The sequence below is a fragment of the Neoroseomonas eburnea genome, from assembly GCF_018129005.1.
In the GTDB taxonomy this organism is placed as follows: Bacteria; Pseudomonadota; Alphaproteobacteria; order Acetobacterales; family Acetobacteraceae; genus Neoroseomonas; species Neoroseomonas eburnea.
The window spans coordinates 42,043-58,824 of record NZ_JAAEDL010000011.1 but is presented as its reverse complement, the minus strand read 5'-3'; the positions used below and the strand labels follow the sequence as shown (position 1 = coordinate 58,824).

Here is a 16,782-nt window from a genome sequence, read left to right as displayed (position 1 = left end):
TTCGTCCTGGTGGTGGTCCCGTTTCCCCCTCTGGTAGTCGGCGGGACGGGCCGCGTCCATGACGGAGGCGACCGCGGGGCGCATCTGGGTGCTGGCCGACCCCCGGGCCGGGACGGCGGCCCAGGCGCTGGGCATCGCCGAACGCCTGGGCCGGCCCTTCCGGACCGTACCGCTGGAATGGGGGCCGCTGGCCCGCCTGCCGTTGCGCTGGGCGACCCTGGCCGGGCTGGCGGGGGCCGCGCGGCGGGAATTCGCCGGGTCCTGGCCGGACCTCGCCATCTCCGCCGGGCGGCGCAGCGCGCCGGCTGCGCTGTGGCTGGCGGCCCGGGGGGTGCGCACCGTCCACTGCATGCGCCCGCACTTCGCCGAGCACCGCTTCGACCTGCTGGTCGTCGGCCACCACGATTCGCCGCCGGCGGCGCGCAACATCCTGCCCATCCTCGGCGCGACCCATCGCATGTCCCCCGCGCGGCTCGACGCGGCGCGGGAGGAATGGGCCATGTTCGGGGAATTCCCGGGCCCGCGCATCGCCCTGCTGCTTGGCGGCCCGCCGCGCGGCGAGGGCATGGCGCCCGAGACCGCCGCCGCCATCGCCCGCCAGGTCGCGGGCTTCGCCGGCAGCGTGCTCGCCACCGGGTCCCGCCGCACCGGTCGGCCGGCGGAAGCGGCGGTGGCCGAGCTGCTCGGCCCGTTGCCGCACCACATGCGCCGCTGGGGGGATGGCGGGCCCAACCCCTATGCCGGGATGCTCGCCTGGGCCGATGCGGTGGTGGTCACCGGGGATTCCGTCTCGATGATCTCCGAGGCGCTGGCGACCCGGGTGCCGGTCTTCATCGCCGATCCGGGCGGCCTCGGGGAGCGCCACCGGCGCCTGCACGAGAGCATCTACGCCGCCGGCCAGGCCCGCCCGCTGGCCGAGGCGCCAACCCCCTTCACCCGCGAGCCGCTGGACGAGACCGGGCGCGTCGCCTTCGAGGTGGCGGAGCGTCTGCTCGCGCCTTGATCCTGCCGGAGCGGGGCTGGCGGCCTGACCGCCGGCGCAACAAGATGCGCGGTCCCGCCGCGGATCGGCGGGGAAAGGAAGGAACGCCATGCGCATCGCCCTTGCCATTGCCCTGCTCGGGCTGACCGCTGCCGGGGCGCAGGCCCAGCAGCGCCAGCGCCCGCCGGCCGCACCGCCCGCCATTCCGCTGATCGCCTGCCCGCCGTCGGTGGAGGTCGACCCCGGCGACCGGCTGCGCGCCCCCATGGGCTGGGAGGTGCGGCCCGAGCGCCAGCGCCACTGGCTGCGCGGCGCCGACCTCTTCGAGGGCGACCCGGCCGACCGCGTGCAGCTCCGACCCGACCAGGACCCGCGCACCCGGCGGGAATGGTGGGACCTTGGCGGCAACCAGCAGCCCTACCGGCTGGTCTGCCGCTACGAGGGGCTGGAGTCCGGGCTGATGGCCGCGGTGCCGCCCGCCGCCAGGCAATGCGAAGTGAGCGGCTTCCGCGAGAACAGCCGGGGCATGCGGCACGGGCGTTTCGTCAGCGGGCCGGAGCAGGTGCGGGCGGTCTGCAGGTAGGGGAGGGCTCTGCCCTCCCCAAACTTCACCCGCCAAAGGCCGAAAGGCCTTTGGGAACCTTTTCTTGGCGCCGGGCATCGCAGGCATGCCGGATCGTCACGGCGCGGGCGGTGCGCGGGTGCGGGTTCGACATTGGCGCGCGATGCCAGGTGACGGTTTCCAAAGGCCCCGGGCCTTTGGCGGGGTGGTCCGGAGGGGCGGCGCCCCTCCGGCCTTCAGCGTCCTTCGCCCGGGTCCGGCAACAGCGCGTCGCCGATCTCCTCCGGCGCCGGCGCCAGCGGGTCGCGCGGCAGCACGCGGTGCGTCAGCACCATGGCGGCAAGGCTGCGCCGCTGCGGCAGGTCCGCGCGCGCGGCTTCCCACGCCATGGCGGTGGCCGACGCCAGGTTGTAGAGCGCGGTCGCCGCCTGGCGGGCGAGTTCCGCGCCGCCCTCGCCGCCGGCATGGCGCGCCAGGGCGAAGGCGCGGCCCGTCGCCTCCTCCAGCCCCGGCAGCGGATCGGGCGTCGCGGCGCGCAGGCCGGCGAGATGCGCCTCCAACGCCTCAAGCGACCCCTCCCGCGCCGCGGCGCGCAGCACGTCGAGCGCGACGATGTTGCTGGTGCCCTCCCAGATCGAGCCGAGATGCGCATCGCGCACGAGGCGCGCATCGGGGAAGTCCTCGATGTAGCCGCAGCCGCCGCGCACCTCCATCGCATCGCCGGTGACGACGCGCGCATCGCGGCAGGCGCGGAACTTGATAAGCGGCGTCAGGATGCGCAGCAGGGCGTAGGCGCCGGGCTCGCCGGCGTCGGAACGGCGCAGCGCCTCGGCGGTCTGGAACACCATGGTCCGTGCCTGCTCCGCGCGCACCAGCATCTTCGCGAGCTGGCGGCGCATCAGCGGCAGGGCGACGATCGGCGTACCGAAGGCGATGCGGCGATGGGCAATGTAGAGCGCCTCCGTCACCGCCTTGCGCATCATCCCGGCGGCGCGCACGCCGTTCGAGAGGCGGGAGTTGTTCACCATGTCGGCCATCTGGCGCATGCCGGCGCCAGGCTCGCCGATCATCCAGGCCACAGCACCTTCCAGCCTGATCTCGCCGGAGGCCATCGACCGGGTGCCCAGTTTTTCCTTTAGCCGCACGATGCGGTAGCGGTTCGGTGTGCCGTCCGGCAGGGTGCGGGGCAGCAGGAAGAGCGACACCCCCTTGATGCCCGGCGGCGCGCCTTCGGGCCGCGCCAGCACCATGGCGAGCTCCGCATCGGCGTTGGAGCAGAACCACTTGTCGCCGGTCAGCGCCCAGGCGCCGTCCGGCAGGGGCGCGGCGGTGACCGCGGTGTTGGCGATGTCCGATCCCGCGCCCTGTTCCGTCATGAACATCGCGCCCTGGAACAATTCGTCCATGTCCTGCGAGGTCAGTGCAGGCAGGTAGCGGTCGATCAACGCCGGTGCGCCGAACTTGCGCAGCGTGCGCGTCAGGCTGTCGGTCATCGAGACCGGGCAGCACAGGCCGAACTCCGCCTGCACGAACAGGTAGGTGATGGCGTATTTCGCCGCCGCCGGCATCGGCGCGGGCCAGTCCAGCACGCCGCCGCGATGCGACAGCGCGGCCAGGCCGTAGTCGCCGAAGGCGGTGCGTTCCAGGTCGCGATAGGCGGGATGATAGGCGATGGATTGCGCATCCTCGCCACGCCGCGTGCGCATGTTCAGCACGGGCGGATTCACGTCGGCCGTTGCCGCCAGCTCCGCCAGCCTGCCGCCGGCAAGGCCACCGAGACGGTCCAGGTGCGGTGCCAGGTGATCGAGCAGGTCACGCGGCAGGTAGAGCGGCAGCAGCGCCGCGAGCATCGGGTCCGCGCGGAACAGGTTGAGGCCGTGGCTGTCGGGCACGGCCTCGGCGCCCACGGGGGCGGGGCGGTTCGGGCGGATGATGGTCATGGGCGTCTCCTTTGAAGGCAGGATACGCCGCGGGGGACGGATTGGGGAGGGCGCCGCCCTCCCCAAGCCCCACCCGCCAGAGGCCGAAAGGCCTTTGGAAACCGTGGGTTCAATGGGCGCTTCGCCGGCTGGCCGGGAGGCCCAGGGAAGGGCGGCGTGACACGCCCTGGACGTTCGCGAACCGCCAACCGGCTTGGGCGCCGCGGCAGGCGGCGGCGCGTATCGATCGGCTTGCGCGGCGTGCCTCAGGCCGTCGTCAGCGGCCCGTGCGGTAGATGTCAGGACTTCCTGCGGCGCAGGACGACGTCCTGGCCGTAATAGGCGTCGCTGGCGAGCATCTCCCGCAGCCGTCCCCGCGGCGCGGCCTCGAGCCCGCCCGGTGTGCCGAGCCGGAGCACCTCGATATCGAAGGTCTGCTCGATCCACTCCAGATCGGCCGGCGATGCATGCAGCACCTCGACGAGCGCGGCGAAGCCACCCAGTTCCGGCAGATCCCGCATGACGCCGCGCAGAACCTCGGTCTCGTGGCCCTCGACATCGATCTTCACCAGGGGGCGGAGGGCAGGCATCGCGGCCCCGGTGTCGCGGAGCACGGCACCGAGCGTCGTGGTGCGGACCGGGATCGCGCCCTCCTCTACCGGATGCGCCAGCCGCGTCGTGCCTGACCACAATGGATCGATCAGCAGCGCGCCCGTCCCTTCGGCATCCGACAGCGCGGCATCGCTGATGACGGCGTCGATGCCCGCCTCCCCGAGGGTCCGCTCCAGCCGGCTGCGGATGGCGGCGCTGGGTTCGAAGGCGATGACCTGCGCCCCCGGCGGCAGGCCGCCATGAACGAGCATCTCGCCGTAGTTCGCCCCGACATCGATCACATGTGTCCAGCCGCCTTCCGCCAGGAGAAGCTGCCAGGCGGCAAGCGTCGGCGGATTGAGGGAGCCGCCGGCCTTCACCAGGGCCCGCCCGCGCGGATCGTCCGGATCGACGTGGATCCAGTGCCCTGCCTGGGTGAGGACACGATCCGGCGGGGCGGCGGGGCGCTCGGCGACGGGCGATGGGTCCTGCGGTACCGGACCGGTCCCGGCAGGGGGCGACACCGGGGGCGACACCGGGGGCGGGCCGGCGCGGAGGGCGTCGGACGCCCGGCCCTTGAGCCAGCGCAGCGGCGCGGTGATCCGCCAACTCGTGGAGTGCAGCAAGGCGTCGCGGGCCGCGGCGAGGGCGGCTGCCGCCTGCTCGCCTTCATCGCGCCTCCGCTCGCTCTCGTGGAGCCGCTGCTCGCTCTCACGGAGCCGCTGCTCGTACTCATGCAGCCTCCGCTCGCTCTCGATCAGCCGCCGGTCACTTTCCTGGAGGCGCTGTTCGACATGCGCGAGGGCGGCCACGGTCTTCTCGCTCTCCCTCAGCCGCTGCTCCATGGCGGCAAGGGCCGTCGCTGCCTGCTCGCTCTCCCTCAGCCGCCGCTCCGCGGTGGCGGCGAGATCGGCTGCGGTCTTCTCGCTCTCGCCGAGCCGCTGCTCGACGAGGCGTAGGCGCGCGGCGAGAGGCATCATGCTCAGCGCGGTGTTCCGCTCCCCGCGCTGCCTGTCGCGGGCGGGCGCATGCGGCCAGCTGTGGAATTCCGAGGCGAGGTTGTCGATCTGAAACGGCGCCGGCCGGATGCCTGCGGAACGGAGCGCCAAATTCACCGAGAGCTGGTCCCGCCGCGAATAGCGCATGACATGCAGCGCCCAGGCCTCGAGCGCCGCGCAGGTCGCGGGGTCGCGGTGGTTCCGCACCATGATCGCCGTCCACCAGGGGCGTTCCTGCAGCATCTCCGGATGGCTCAGCATGTAGTGGTTCAGTTGCTCGTAGATCCGCGTGTTGTCGTCGAAGCCGAGGCGCGAGACCTCGAGGAACTCGTCCAGCACGGTCTCGCGGTAGCTGTGGGGGGGCATGAGGAACCCCTCCTTCGATGCGTCGGCCAGCTCGAACAGCGTCGCCGGTGGCGCCTTCAGGATGACGCTGTTGTCGATGTAGAGCGAGCGCGCGAACTCCCGCAGGTGGAGATGCGGACGGATCTTGAGGTCGCGCTGGCTCCGGATGGGATCGCTTGCGAAGACCGGCTCGACGAGGCGGATCTCCCAGCTCCCGCTGCGCAGCGACGCATCATCCGTGAGGCAGATGAAGCGCAGCTTCGAGGCCGCGGCGACCGGTTGCTCGTTGAGCGTTTCGTAGTTGCCGATCAGGGTGGTGTAGACGCAAGCGGACGCCTCGAAATCGGCGACATCGTGCCCGGTGGCGAGCGAGGACATGGTCAGCGCCTCGTTTTGCACATTGATCGCGAGGAGGCGCAGGGAGATCAAGATGTTTCCGGCATCGGCCCGAAGCGCGGCCTCGGATCTCCGGGGACCTCCTTCCCGGCCTGCTGCTCCCCGGGGCCGCTCCCGCAGCGAGGCTTCGGTGCCTCGGGGAAAGGCGGCCCCTGCCGGCCGGACAGCCGGCAGGGGCGCCGCGATGTTCAGGTCACGCGGAAATTGGCGAACTGCCACGGGCAGGCGGTGTCGACCTCCTCCGGGAACAGCGCGCCGCGGTCCTGCAGCGGCGTCCAGTCCGAATAGACGCCGGCCATCTCGCCGAGATACGGAAGGCAGATCTCGAGCGCCCGCGCATGGTCGAGCTCATCCGCCTCCAGCACGCCGGCGTTCGGGTTCTCGATCGCGTGGACCATCCCGGCCAGCACCGCGACGCAGACCTGCAGCGAGGTCGCGTTGTTGTGCGGGCAGAGCTTGCGCGCCTCCTCGATCGTCAGGCGGGATCCGTACCAGTAGGCGCCCTTCGCATGGCCCATCAGCAGCACGCCGAGCTCGTCCATGCCGGAGGTGATCTCCTCCATCATCAGGCGCTTCTCGGCCTGCAGCTCCCAGTTCCGCCCGGCGAACTCGTGCACCGACAGCACCGCGTCGTCGCAGGGATGGTAGGCGTAGTGCGCCGTCGGGCGGTACACCACGGCGCCCTTGTCGTCGCGCAGCGTGTAGTAGTCGGCGAGCGAGATGCTCTCATTGTGCGTGATCAGGAAGGAGTGCATCGGCCCCTCCAGCGGCGTCCAGGACCGCACGCGCGTGGAAGCGCCCGGGCGCATCAGGTAGATCGCCGCGTCGCAGCCGAAATCGTGGCGCTTGCCGTCCGCCGGCATGGCCTTCTCGTGCGTGCCCCAGCCGAGCTCGGCCGGCTGGCAGCCCTCGCCGGTGAAGCCGTCGATCGACCAGGTGTTGACGAACTCGCCGCGCCGCTTCGGCCGGCCGGCGGCGACCTGGGTATCGCGCTCGGCGATGTGGATCACCTTCACGCCGAGGTCTGCGGCGAGCTTCGCCCAGCCCTCGCGGTTCGCCGGCACGGCCGTGTCGTGGCCGGTGTCGCGCGCGATGTCGAGCAGCGCCTGCTTCACGAAGTGTGAGACCAGGCCCGGATTGGCGCCGTGCGTCGTGACCGCGGTCGGGCCGGCGCCATTCTTCAGCGCGAGCGCGCTTTCCCGCAGCGCGTAGTTGGACCGCTGGGAGGGCGTCAGGGTCGGGTCGGTGTAGCCGCCGGCCCAGGGCTCGATGCAGGTGTCGAGATACAGCGCGCCGATCTCCCGGCACAGCATGATGAGCGCGACGGAGGAGACATCGACCGACAGGTTCAGCAGGAAGTCGCCCTTGGACAGGCGGGCGCGCAGCACGGTCTCGTAGTTCTCCCGCGTCAGCGGCAGGACGGTGTGCGCGATGCCGTATTCGGCGGCGATGGCGACGCCGCGCTCGTCGGCGGTGACGATCTCGATGCGGTCCTTCGGCATGTCGATGTGGCGCAGGATCAGCGGCAGGACTCCCTCGCCGATCGAGCCGAAGCCGAGCATCACCAGGCGGCCCGCGAAGGCGGCGTGCTTCATGGTCTGTGTTCCTTGCAGAGAGAGTGGTCAGGCAGCGCGCGCGGGCGCGGAAGCCTCATAGCCCGGGGTGGCAAGCATGGGCGAATCGGACACTTCCGTGACATGCGCCCGGTCGAATCCGTTGAAGGCGGTGCGCAGCGCGGTGCCATAGGCGCCAAGCTGGCCGATCTCGATCCAGTCGCCTTCCCGCACATCGGCCGGCAGTTCCCAAGGGCCGCGCATCACATCGGCGGAATCGCAGGTCGGGCCGAACAGGGTGAAGGCGCGCGTGACGTCGGAGGCCGGCTCGCCGCCACGGATCAGCCGGTGCGGGAAGCGGAAGCCGGGCGCGCCGGCATCCGACAGCGCGCCATAGACGCCGTCGTTCACGTACAGCGAATCGCCGCGCCGCGCCTGCACCTGCACCACCACGGAGGCGCCGCCGGCCACCAGCGCGCGGCCGGGCTCGGCCCAGAGGCGCACGCCCGGCGGCAGCAGGGCGGCACCGGCGCGGATCGCCTCCATGAAGGCGGACAAGGCCGGTGGCTCGCTGCCCGGATAGGCGACCGGGAAGCCGCCGCCGACATCGACGACCTCGATGGCCACGCCGGCGGCCGCGATCACCTCCGCCGCCAGCGCGATCGCGCGCGTCCAGGCCGCCGGGTCGAGGCACTGCGAGCCGACATGGAAGGACAGGCCGAGCCGCGCCGCATGCGGGCGCGCGGCGCGCAGCAGCGCGGCAGCTTCCGCCGGCGCGGCGCCGAACTTGCCGGACAGGTCGTAGGCCGCGGACCCCTTGGGCAGCGCAAGCCGCACCACCAGGCCGAGCTCGCCCGCCCCGCCGCCGGTCTCCTGCAGGATCTTGGTGAGCTCGCCGTCGGTGTCGAGCACGAAGTCGCGCACGCCGTGCTGCGCCCAGGCCGCGCGGATGGCGCCGCGCGACTTCACCGGGTGCATGAAGTGGATCGCGGCGTCGGGGAAGAGGCTGCGCACCAGCCGCACCTCGGCCTCCGAGGCGCAGTCGAAATGCGCCACGCCGCCGGCGGCGATGGCGCGCAGCATGGTCGGCTCGGCGTTGCACTTCACGGCGTAGAGGACGTCGCCCGGGAAGGCGGCGACGAAGGCGCGCGCGGCGGCGGTGACCGCGGCGGGGCGCAGGCAGTGCAGCGGCTCCTCCGGGCGCAGCGCGGCGACCACGGCATCCACGGTGGGGCGGCGGAAGGAAGCGGCGGGGCGTCGCAGCGGCGCGACGGCGCCACGGGGGCGGATCTGGGTCATCGCATCGGGCCTTGGGGAAAGGGGTGGGCGCGCCCGCCGCCGCGCCTCGGGCCTGTGCGGCCGGGCGCGGCGGCGGGGAATGAGGGAGCCTGCCGGCGGTCCGCCACGGACGACGCCCCGCGCTCCCCTCGGCCCGGGAGGGCTTGGGGACGGGACGGCGGCGCGGCGCTGCGGATCAGGCGCTGCGGCGGATGCGATGGCTTCTCATCGCAAGGCGGCGGACAGGCGACACAGGCGGCTCCCTCGAACCTTCCGGCCCACACGCATGGCCGGATCGAACAAAGGACGCGTCCCGTCGTTGCTTGTGGCCCGGATGCGGAGTCTCGCATTTTCCAAGTCGCCGGGCGTTCCGCCCGATCTGAAAATGCTCCGCGGGCCTCGCGGCACGTGCGATGGCGTCAGCGCCCCGTCCTTGGGGCGCGGGCCGGAAAATATGCAGCGAAGCCCCAGGGATCAAGAGAAATCTCGCGGGGCGCCCATGAACCACGCGCATATCGGCCGGAGGCCTCTGCGGGGACGCCGGAAAGTCTCCGGCGGAGGGTGCCCGATCGGCGGCGAAACGGTGAAGGGGCGCTGCCTTCCCGGCGCGGGGATTGCGCATCGGTGGCGCACGGAGAGGGGCGCCGCCCCTCTCCGGACCTCTCCCCGCCAAAGGGCCGTGCCCTTTGGAATGCCGGCACCTGGTGCCGTGCACCGCTGTCGGCCGGCCGGCCGAAGCGTGCCGCCGTGCGCGATTGTCGTATTCATCGGCCGAAGGGCCTCTGGGACCCGCCATCGCTATTGAGTGCGGCCCACTGGAAAAGGTGGCGAAACCCGCACTCGCGCGCGACGCGCTGCGACGTTGTCGAATGCCCGCCGTGCCCGGCGCCAGGTGATGGTTTCCAAAGGCCTTTCGGCCTTTGGTGGGGTGGCCCGGAGGGGCAAGGCCCCTCCGGTCAGCGCCCGTCGGCGAGCAGGCAGAGATATTCCCAGGCCAGCGTCGCCGCCGCGAGTGCCGTGACCTCCGCCACGTCATAGGACGGCGCCACCTCCACCACATCCGCCCCGCGGAAATCGAGCCCACCGAGCCGCCGGATGATCCCCTGCGCCTGCCAGGAGGCGAGGCCGCCGATCTCCGGCGTGCCGGTGCCCGGCGCGAAGGCCGGGTCCAGGCAGTCGATGTCGAAGGAGAGATAGGCCGGCCCGCTGCCCACGACCTCGCGCACCTGCGCCGCAACGGCGGCCGGGGTGCTCTCATGCACCTCCTGCGCCGAGAGGATCGTCACCCCCTGGCCGCGGGTCCACTCGTACATCTCCGGCCAGGCGGGGGCGCGGATGCCGACCTGGATCATGCGGCGGGGCGCGATCAGCCCCTCGGTGATGGCGTGCCAGAACACCGAGCCATGGGCGAAGCGCTGGCCGAAATTGTCCTCGGAGGTGTCGAGATGGGCGTCGAAATGCACCAGCCCCACCGGCCCGCCCAGCCGCTTCGTCAGCGCCCGCAGCAGCGGCAGCGTCACCCCATGCTCGCCGCCGAAGGCGAGCAGGTGGTTCAGCCCCGCGGCCTGTGCCTCGATCCGCGCCAGGCTGGCCGGGATGTCGCCGAGCGCGATCTCGAACTCCCCGAGGTCGGAAAGGTCGAGCGCGGTCGGGTCGACGCCGGTCACGGGGTGCCGGCCGTCGGTCAGCATGCGGGCCGCGGCGCGGATGGCGCGCGGCCCGTCCCGCGTGCCGGCGCGGTTGGTCGTGCCGATGTCGAGCGGCACCCCGGCGACGCAGAAGGCCGCGCTCCGGTCGTCAGGGCGGGCGCCGAGGAAGGCATGTGGGGCAGCGAAGGTGACGGGCGTGGCCATGGGTGCTGTTAAGCCCGCCGCGCGCCGCCCTGTCCAGGATCGCCGCGCTTCGCTACCACCCTGCGCATGACGCGTTTTCCGCCCGGCCCCCGGCCTGCCCTCGAGGACATCCCCGGCTCCCTGATCCGCGAGGTCTCGGAGGCCGGCCGCGGCATCCCCGGCCTGATCCGGCTGTTCTTCGGCGAGCCGGACACGGTGACTCCCGCCTTCATCCGGGCGGCGGCGAAGGCCGCGCTCGATGCCGGCGAGACCTTCTATGCCCCGAACCCCGGCATCGCGCCGCTGCGGGAGGCGATCTCCCGCTACCTGACGCGCAACGGGCGGCCGGTCGGGGCGGAACGGGTCTCGGTGACGGCCTCGGGCGTCAATGCGCTGATGCTGGTGGCACAGGCGCTGCTCTCCCCCGGCGACCGGGTGGTGATCCCGATGCCGGCCTGGCCGAACATGGACGGCATCGCGCGGGTCATGGGTGCGCATGTGACGCCGCTGCCGATCCGTATCGCCAACGGCGTCTGGCGCGTGGACATGGACGAGCTGCTGGCGACGGTGACACCGGCCACACGGCTGCTCTTCCTCAACAGCCCCGGCAATCCGACAGGCTGGACACTGACGGCCGAGGAACAGCGCGTCATCCTCGATCACTGCCGCAGGACCGGCACCTGGATCCTGGCCGACGACGTCTACGAGCGGCTGTATTTCGCCGGTGATGCGGCACCGTCCTTCCTGTCCATCGCGACGACGGAGGACCGCGTCGTCTCGGTGAACTCCTTCTCGAAGGCCTGGTCCATGACGGGCTGGCGGCTCGGCTGGATCGCGGCGCCGCCGGCGCTGATGGACAGCATCGCCAAGCTCAACGAATTCAACATGTCCTCGGCGCCGACCTTCGTGCAGCATGCGGGGGTGGTGGCGCTCGACCAGGGCGACGCCTTCATCGCGGAGACCCAGGCGCGCTACCGGGCTTGCCGGGACCTCGCACTCGGCATCCTCGGCGCCGTGCCGGGGGTGACGGCGCCGCGGCCGGACGGGGCGATGTACCTGTTCCTGCGCGTGGAAGGCTGCACGGACAGCCTGGCGCTGGCGAAGTCGCTGCTCACCAGTGCGGGCGTCGGCCTGGCGCCGGGCGCGGCCTTCGGGGCGGGGGGCGAGGGGCATCTGCGCCTGTGCTTCGCGCAGAGCGAGGACCGGCTGCGCACCGCCTGCACGCGCGTTGCGCAGGCGTTGGCGGCAGGGGGCGCCAAAGGCTGATCCGCGGGATTGACCTTCGCGTCCGAGGGTTCAGCATCCGGCTCCTGCCAAGGAGCCCGCCGCCATGCCCGACCCGATGGACAAGCCCCAGTTCGACGCGCTGATGGCGCGCCACGGCCTGCCGCTGACGGAGGCGGAGAAGGAAGGCATCCGCGCCGTCTCCGGCCACATCCTCGCCATGGCGGAGCGCGTGCGGACCCCCCGCGAGGTCGGCGCCGAGATGGCGGTGACCTTCGCGCCCAAGGGGGCCGCGCGATGATCCCGACCATTGCCGAGGCCGCGAAGCTGATCGACGCGAAGCAGCTCTCGCCCGTCGAGCTGATGAAGGACCGCCTGGCCAAGGCCGAGGCGCTGAACCCCGAGATCCACGCCTTCATCCGCTTCACGCCGGAGATCGCCCTGGCCCAGGCGCAGGCCGCCGAGGCCCGGCAGATGGCCGGCACGCTGAAGGGCCCGCTCGACGGCATTCCGATCGCGCACAAGGACATCTACGAGACCGCCGGCGTGCCGACGACCGGCCATTCCCGCGTGCTGGAGGGCCACGTGCCCCGCGCGGATTCCGCCGCGGTGCGCGCCTGGGCCGAGGCGGGCGCGGTGATGCTCGGCAAGCTGGCGACGCACGAATTCGCCTGGGGCGGGCCGTCCTTCGACCTGCCCTGGCCGCCGGCGCGCAACCCCTGGGACACCGCGCGCTTCACCGCCGGCTCGTCGTCGGGGACCGGCGCCGCCGTCGCGTCCGGCGTGATCCTGGGCGGCACGGGTTCGGACACCGGCGGGTCGATCCGCGGGCCGGCCTCGCTGTGCGGCACCGCGGGGATCAAGCCGACCTACGGGTTGTGTTCGCGCATCGGCGTGCTGCCGCTCTCGCACAGCCTGGACACGGTCGGGCCGCTCGCCTGGACGGTCGAGGATTGCGCCATCCTGCTCGACGCCCTGACCGGGCACGATCCCGCCGACCCGTCCTCCGCGAACCGGCCGAAGCCCGATCTGCTTTCCGGCCTTGGCGGCGGGGTGCGCGGCCTGCGCATCGGCGTCATCCGGCATTTCCACGAGACGGACTGCCCGGTCACCCCCGCCATGGCCGGCGGCATCAAGCATGTGGCGGAGACGCTGGAAGGCCTCGGCGCCACGGTCGCGGAGGTGACGCTGCCGCCGCTCGCCGACTTCAACGCGGCGGGGTGGATCATCCTCGCCGCCGAAGCCTTCGCCGTGCACGAGCCCTGGCTGCGCACCAAGTACCGCGCCTATGGCGAGATCCTGCGCGAGCGCCTGGCGCTGGCCGGCATCATCTCGGCCGCCGACTACCTGCAGGCGCAGCGGCGGCGCCGGGAGCTGTGCGACGCGGTGGCGAAGGTCATGGAAGGCTGCGACCTGCTGCTGACGGCGGCGCAGCCCGGCGAGGCGAAGCTGATCACCGAGATGGGCAAGTGGTCCTCCTTCGAGGTGCCGAACTTCACCATCCCCTTCAACCTGACCGGCCAGCCGGCGCTGACGGTCTGCGCCGGCTTCAGCCCGGCCGGGCTGCCGGTCGGCGCGCAGCTCATCGGCCGGCCGTTCGAGGATGCGACGGTGCTGCGGGCCGGCCATGCCTATGAGCAGGCCACCACCTGGCGGGCGCGGCGGCCCGCCATGGCGGCGTAGCGGGCGGCGCGATGCGCGCCATGGTCCTCGACGCGGCGTCGCGTTCCGTGCGGCTGGAATGCCGCGCGGAGCCGCAGCCCGGCCCGGGCCAGGTGCTGATCCGCGTCGCCGCCTGCGCGGTCTGCCGCACCGACCTGCATGTGGTGGATGGCGACCTGCCGGCGCCGAAGCCGGGCGTGATCCCCGGGCACGAGATCGTCGGCCGCGTCGTCGCACACGGGGCGGGGGCGGGGCGCTACGCGATCGGCGCGCGGGTCGGCGTGCCGTGGCTCGGCTTCGCCTGCGGGCAGTGCCGCTTCTGCGTGCGGGGGCAGGAGAACCTCTGCGATGCCGCGCGCTACACCGGCTACCAGATCGACGGCGGCTATGCGGAATTCACCGTCGCCGACGAGCGCTACTGCTTCGCCATCCCGGACGCCTATTCGGATGCCGAGGCCGCGCCGCTGCTCTGCGCGGGGCTGATCGGCCACCGCGCGCTGCGCATGGCGGGCGGAGCGAAGCGGATCGGCCTCTACGGCTTCGGCGCGGCGGCGCACATCGTCGCCCAGGTGGCGCGCTTCGAGGGGCGGGAGGTCTTCGCCTTCACCCGCCGCGACGATGCCGCCTCGCAGGATTTCGCGCGCGCGCTGGGCTGCGCATGGGCCGGGCCGTCCGACGCGCCGGCGCCGGTGCCGCTCGATGCTGCGATCCTCTTCGCGCCGGTCGGCGCGCTGGTGCCGGCGGCGCTGCGCGCGGTGGACAAGGGCGGCACCGTGGTCTGCGCCGGCATCCACATGAGCGACATCCCCTCCTTCCCCTATTCCATCCTGTGGGAGGAGAGGGTGGTGCGCTCCATCGCCAACCTGACGCGGCGGGACGGCGAGGAATTCCTCGCGCTCGCGCCGCGCGTGCCGGTGCGCACGGCGACGGAGGTGCTGCCGCTGGAGGAGGCGCCGAGGGCCCTCGCGCGGCTGCGCGCGGGCCAGGTGGAAGGGGCGCTGGTGCTGGTGCCCTGACGCTGATGCCAACGGCCGCTATCCGCGACCGCTGGCATCGGCTGTTTCGTGACCTCAGGCGCCGGGCGCAAACCACCGGCTTGCTTGGCTTCGCCGGACCACATTCGCGGCTTCGGCACGAGTCAGGAACTCGTGCCGCCGGCATCAGTGCATCAGCAGCGGCTTCACCACGTATTCCCACAGGGTGAAGACCACCTCGATCCCGACCAGCACCACCACGGCGACTTCCAGCCCGAGCGCGCGGCGGCCCTGGATGAGGGAGAGCACGCCCTCCGTGGTGTCGCCGATCAGCGACAGCTTGCGGTCGAGCGCGGCGCTGCGCTCCTTGAGCTCGTATTCGTCGGCGAGGCGGGCGTGCAGGCGTTCGAGTTCCGGATGGTCCCACAGCAGCTCGGGCTTGTCCTCGGCCTCGACGCGCGCGGTGGTACGGCTGCGGGCGGAGAGCGCATGGCCGATCTGCCGGTGCAGCGCGCGGGAGGAGGCGGCGAGCCGCCCTTCCGTGCGCAACGTGGCGACGATCGGGTCCAGCCGGTCCAGCGCCTCGGTCAGCGTCGCTTCCTGGTGCGCGAGGGCCGCGCTCTTGGCAAGCGCATCCGCGACCACCGCCAGGCGCGACACCGAGAGGTCCCGCAGGCGGATCACCCCATCCGGGTCGACGCCGTCCTGCTCGGCGCCGGCCTCGATGCGGGCGGCCTCCTCCATCGGCCTCGGCAGCGCGCTGGTGAGGCGCGGCTTGAGCATCTCGACGACCGCGGCTTCCTGCTGCGCGGTGGCGCCGATGAACACCACGGCGCCCCAGCGGAAGGAGAAGGCGGTGAAGCCCTCGGGGGTGGCGAGCGGCACCGGGTCGGTCAGCGGCGCGCCTTCGCGCGGCAGGCCGCGATGGTCCAGCCTTTCGCCGAGCAGCAGCGCGCGGGCCTGCAGGCGCGGTCCGGTGGACATGGTCAGGCGATCTCCCCCTCGGCGCGCAGGTCGCGCAGCGCGGCGCGGAAGGCGGCGACCGTCGCTTCCACCTCCTCCGGCCCATGCACGGCGGAAACCGGCCCGCCCGGCCAGGGCGAGAAATCGACGCCATGGGTGCGCATGGCGAGCAGCAGCCTGGTCACCGTCTGCAGCCCGCGCGGCACCTTGAGGTCGGCATAGCCCAGCGCCAGCGGGTCGAAGCCGGTGGGCGTGATGGGCAGGCGATTCCAGTTGGTGAAGATGTGCACGCCGGTGTGGCGGCCATGCACGGCCCAGGGCACCGACATCTCCTCGAGCACCGCGTTCATCGCGCCGCGCAGCGTGGCGGCGGTGGCGTGGGCGCGGGCGATGGCATCGGTGTCGCGCAGGATCTCGAGCGTCGCGATGCCGGCCGCGGCGGAGAGCGGGTTGGCGTTGTAGGTCCCCTGGTGCGGGATCTTCTCCACCCCCCGCGCCGCGGCGCGTTCCGGGTCGAGAAGTTCCAGCAGGTCCCGCCGGCCGACCACCGCGCCGCCGGGCAGGCCGCCGGCCAGGATCTTCGCCAGCGTCGTCAGGTCGGGGCGGATGCCCAGCACCTCCTGCGCACCGCCCCGGGCCACGCGGAAGCCGGTGACGACCTCATCGAAGACCAGCACGATGCCGCGCTTCGCGGTCTCGGTGCGCAGCAGGTGGACGAAGCTGTCGCGCAGCGGCACCTGGCCGTAGGTGGAACCGGTGGGCTCCAGGATGGCGGCGGCGATCTCCTCGCCGTGCCGCGCCATCAGCGCGGCGAGGCCCGGCTCGTCGTTCGGGTCCGCCAGCAGGACGTTCTCGCTCAGCCCTTCGAGGATGCCCGGCGTCGGCGTGCCGTCGAAATGGTTGGTCACGCCGAAGGCCACGTGGTCGTGCCAGCCGTGGAAATGGCCGCGCAGGCGCAGCAGCTTGGTCCGCCCCGTCGCGGCGCGCGCCAGGCGCAGCGCCATCAGCGTCGCCTCGGTGCCGGAATTGGTGAAGCGGATCATCTCCGCGCTCGGCACCATGGACTTGATGAGCTCGGCCCAACGGGTCTCCAGCGCATGGTTGGCGCCGTAATGCGTGCCGCGGGCGAGCTGCTCCGCCACCGCCGCCGTCACCGCCGGATGCGCATGGCCGAGGATCAGCGCGCCATGACCGCCCGCGTAGTCGACGTACTCGTTGCCGTCGACGTCCCATTTCCGCGCGCCGGCGGCGCGGGCGACGGCGAGCGGGTGCGGGCGGACATAGCGCACGTCATGCGTCACCCCGCCGGGGAAGTGCTGCCGCGCCTCGGCATAGGCGGCCGCGCTGCCCGGCGTGCGCGCGGCGAAGGCGGCGACAATCGGGGAGTTGGTCGGCGGGATGGCGTTCATGGCGGCCTCGGGACGATGTCGGCCGCCAGCCTGCGCGGCCAGCGGCTGCCTGTCCATGGCATCGCGCTCGCGAGATGTGGTGTGAATCCGTACA

The 16,782-nt window shown here is 72.6% G+C and carries 13 protein-coding genes; 6 read left to right on the top strand and 7 right to left on the bottom strand.

The genetic code is table 11. The annotated features are described in order from the left end of the window. Positions 1-58 precede the first annotated feature (58 nt). Both GXW74_RS12725 and GXW74_RS12720 read left to right on the top strand, forming a co-directional pair. The gene (locus GXW74_RS12725; RefSeq protein ID WP_211846888.1) at positions 59-1,003 is read left to right on the top strand and encodes a mitochondrial fission ELM1 family protein; all 945 of its coding nucleotides are present in this window, start codon (positions 59-61) and stop codon (positions 1,001-1,003) included. 88 nt (positions 1,004-1,091) lie between these two features. Beyond that, entirely contained in the window at positions 1,092-1,565 is a 474-nt protein-coding gene (locus tag GXW74_RS12720) for an STY0301 family protein (protein ID WP_211846887.1), read from the top strand. Positions 1,566-1,780: 215 nt separating this feature from the next. On the opposite strand, the gene GXW74_RS12715 is transcribed toward GXW74_RS12720, so the two are convergent. From GXW74_RS12715 to speB, 5 genes are all read right to left on the bottom strand, one after another. Further along, on the bottom strand, positions 1,781-3,484 hold the full coding sequence (locus GXW74_RS12715; RefSeq protein WP_211846886.1) for an acyl-CoA dehydrogenase family protein: 1,704 nt from the start codon (positions 3,482-3,484) through the stop codon (positions 1,781-1,783). Positions 3,485-3,762: 278 nt separating this feature from the next. Continuing rightward, complete coding sequence (locus tag GXW74_RS12710) at positions 3,763-5,826, bottom strand: FkbM family methyltransferase (protein WP_211846885.1); 2,064 nt, start codon at positions 5,824-5,826, stop codon at positions 3,763-3,765. 155 nt (positions 5,827-5,981) lie between these two features. After that, on the bottom strand, positions 5,982-7,388 hold the full coding sequence (locus tag GXW74_RS12705; RefSeq protein WP_211846884.1) for a homospermidine synthase: 1,407 nt from the start codon (positions 7,386-7,388) through the stop codon (positions 5,982-5,984). A gap of 27 nt (positions 7,389-7,415) precedes the next feature. Continuing rightward, on the bottom strand, positions 7,416-8,645 hold the full coding sequence (locus tag GXW74_RS12700) for a type III PLP-dependent enzyme domain-containing protein (RefSeq protein WP_211846883.1): 1,230 nt from the start codon (positions 8,643-8,645) through the stop codon (positions 7,416-7,418). A 935-nt stretch (positions 8,646-9,580) separates the two neighbouring features. Further along, on the bottom strand, positions 9,581-10,477 hold the full coding sequence (gene speB / locus GXW74_RS12695; RefSeq protein ID WP_211846882.1) for an agmatinase: 897 nt from the start codon (positions 10,475-10,477) through the stop codon (positions 9,581-9,583). Positions 10,478-10,543: 66 nt separating this feature from the next. Between speB and GXW74_RS12690 the strand changes: the two genes are divergently transcribed. The 4 genes from GXW74_RS12690 (at position 10,544) to GXW74_RS12675 (ending at position 14,358) form a co-directional block, all read left to right on the top strand. Then, complete coding sequence (locus tag GXW74_RS12690) at positions 10,544-11,722, top strand: pyridoxal phosphate-dependent aminotransferase (protein ID WP_211846881.1); 1,179 nt, start codon at positions 10,544-10,546, stop codon at positions 11,720-11,722. 64 nt (positions 11,723-11,786) lie between these two features. Further along, positions 11,787-11,981: a hypothetical protein gene (locus GXW74_RS12685; RefSeq protein ID WP_211846880.1), complete on the top strand. Its 195-nt coding sequence runs from the start codon at positions 11,787-11,789 to the stop codon at positions 11,979-11,981. Then, positions 11,978-13,363: an amidase gene (locus GXW74_RS12680; RefSeq protein ID WP_211846879.1), complete on the top strand. Its 1,386-nt coding sequence runs from the start codon at positions 11,978-11,980 to the stop codon at positions 13,361-13,363. The genes GXW74_RS12685 and GXW74_RS12680 overlap by 4 nt, the downstream gene beginning before the upstream one ends. An 11-nt stretch (positions 13,364-13,374) precedes the next feature. Continuing rightward, positions 13,375-14,358: a zinc-dependent alcohol dehydrogenase family protein gene (locus GXW74_RS12675; protein ID WP_211846878.1), complete on the top strand. Its 984-nt coding sequence runs from the start codon at positions 13,375-13,377 to the stop codon at positions 14,356-14,358. A gap of 144 nt (positions 14,359-14,502) precedes the next feature. Here GXW74_RS12675 and GXW74_RS12670 read toward each other — a convergent pair whose 3' ends face one another. Both GXW74_RS12670 and GXW74_RS12665 read right to left on the bottom strand, forming a co-directional pair. Beyond that, on the bottom strand, positions 14,503-15,300 hold the full coding sequence (locus GXW74_RS12670) for an RMD1 family protein (RefSeq protein WP_211846877.1): 798 nt from the start codon (positions 15,298-15,300) through the stop codon (positions 14,503-14,505). 2 nt (positions 15,301-15,302) lie between these two features. Then, positions 15,303-16,745, bottom strand: a complete 1,443-nt coding sequence (locus tag GXW74_RS12665; protein ID WP_246523283.1) for an aspartate aminotransferase family protein — start codon at positions 16,743-16,745, stop codon at positions 15,303-15,305. Between the last annotated feature and the right edge of the window lie 37 nt (positions 16,746-16,782).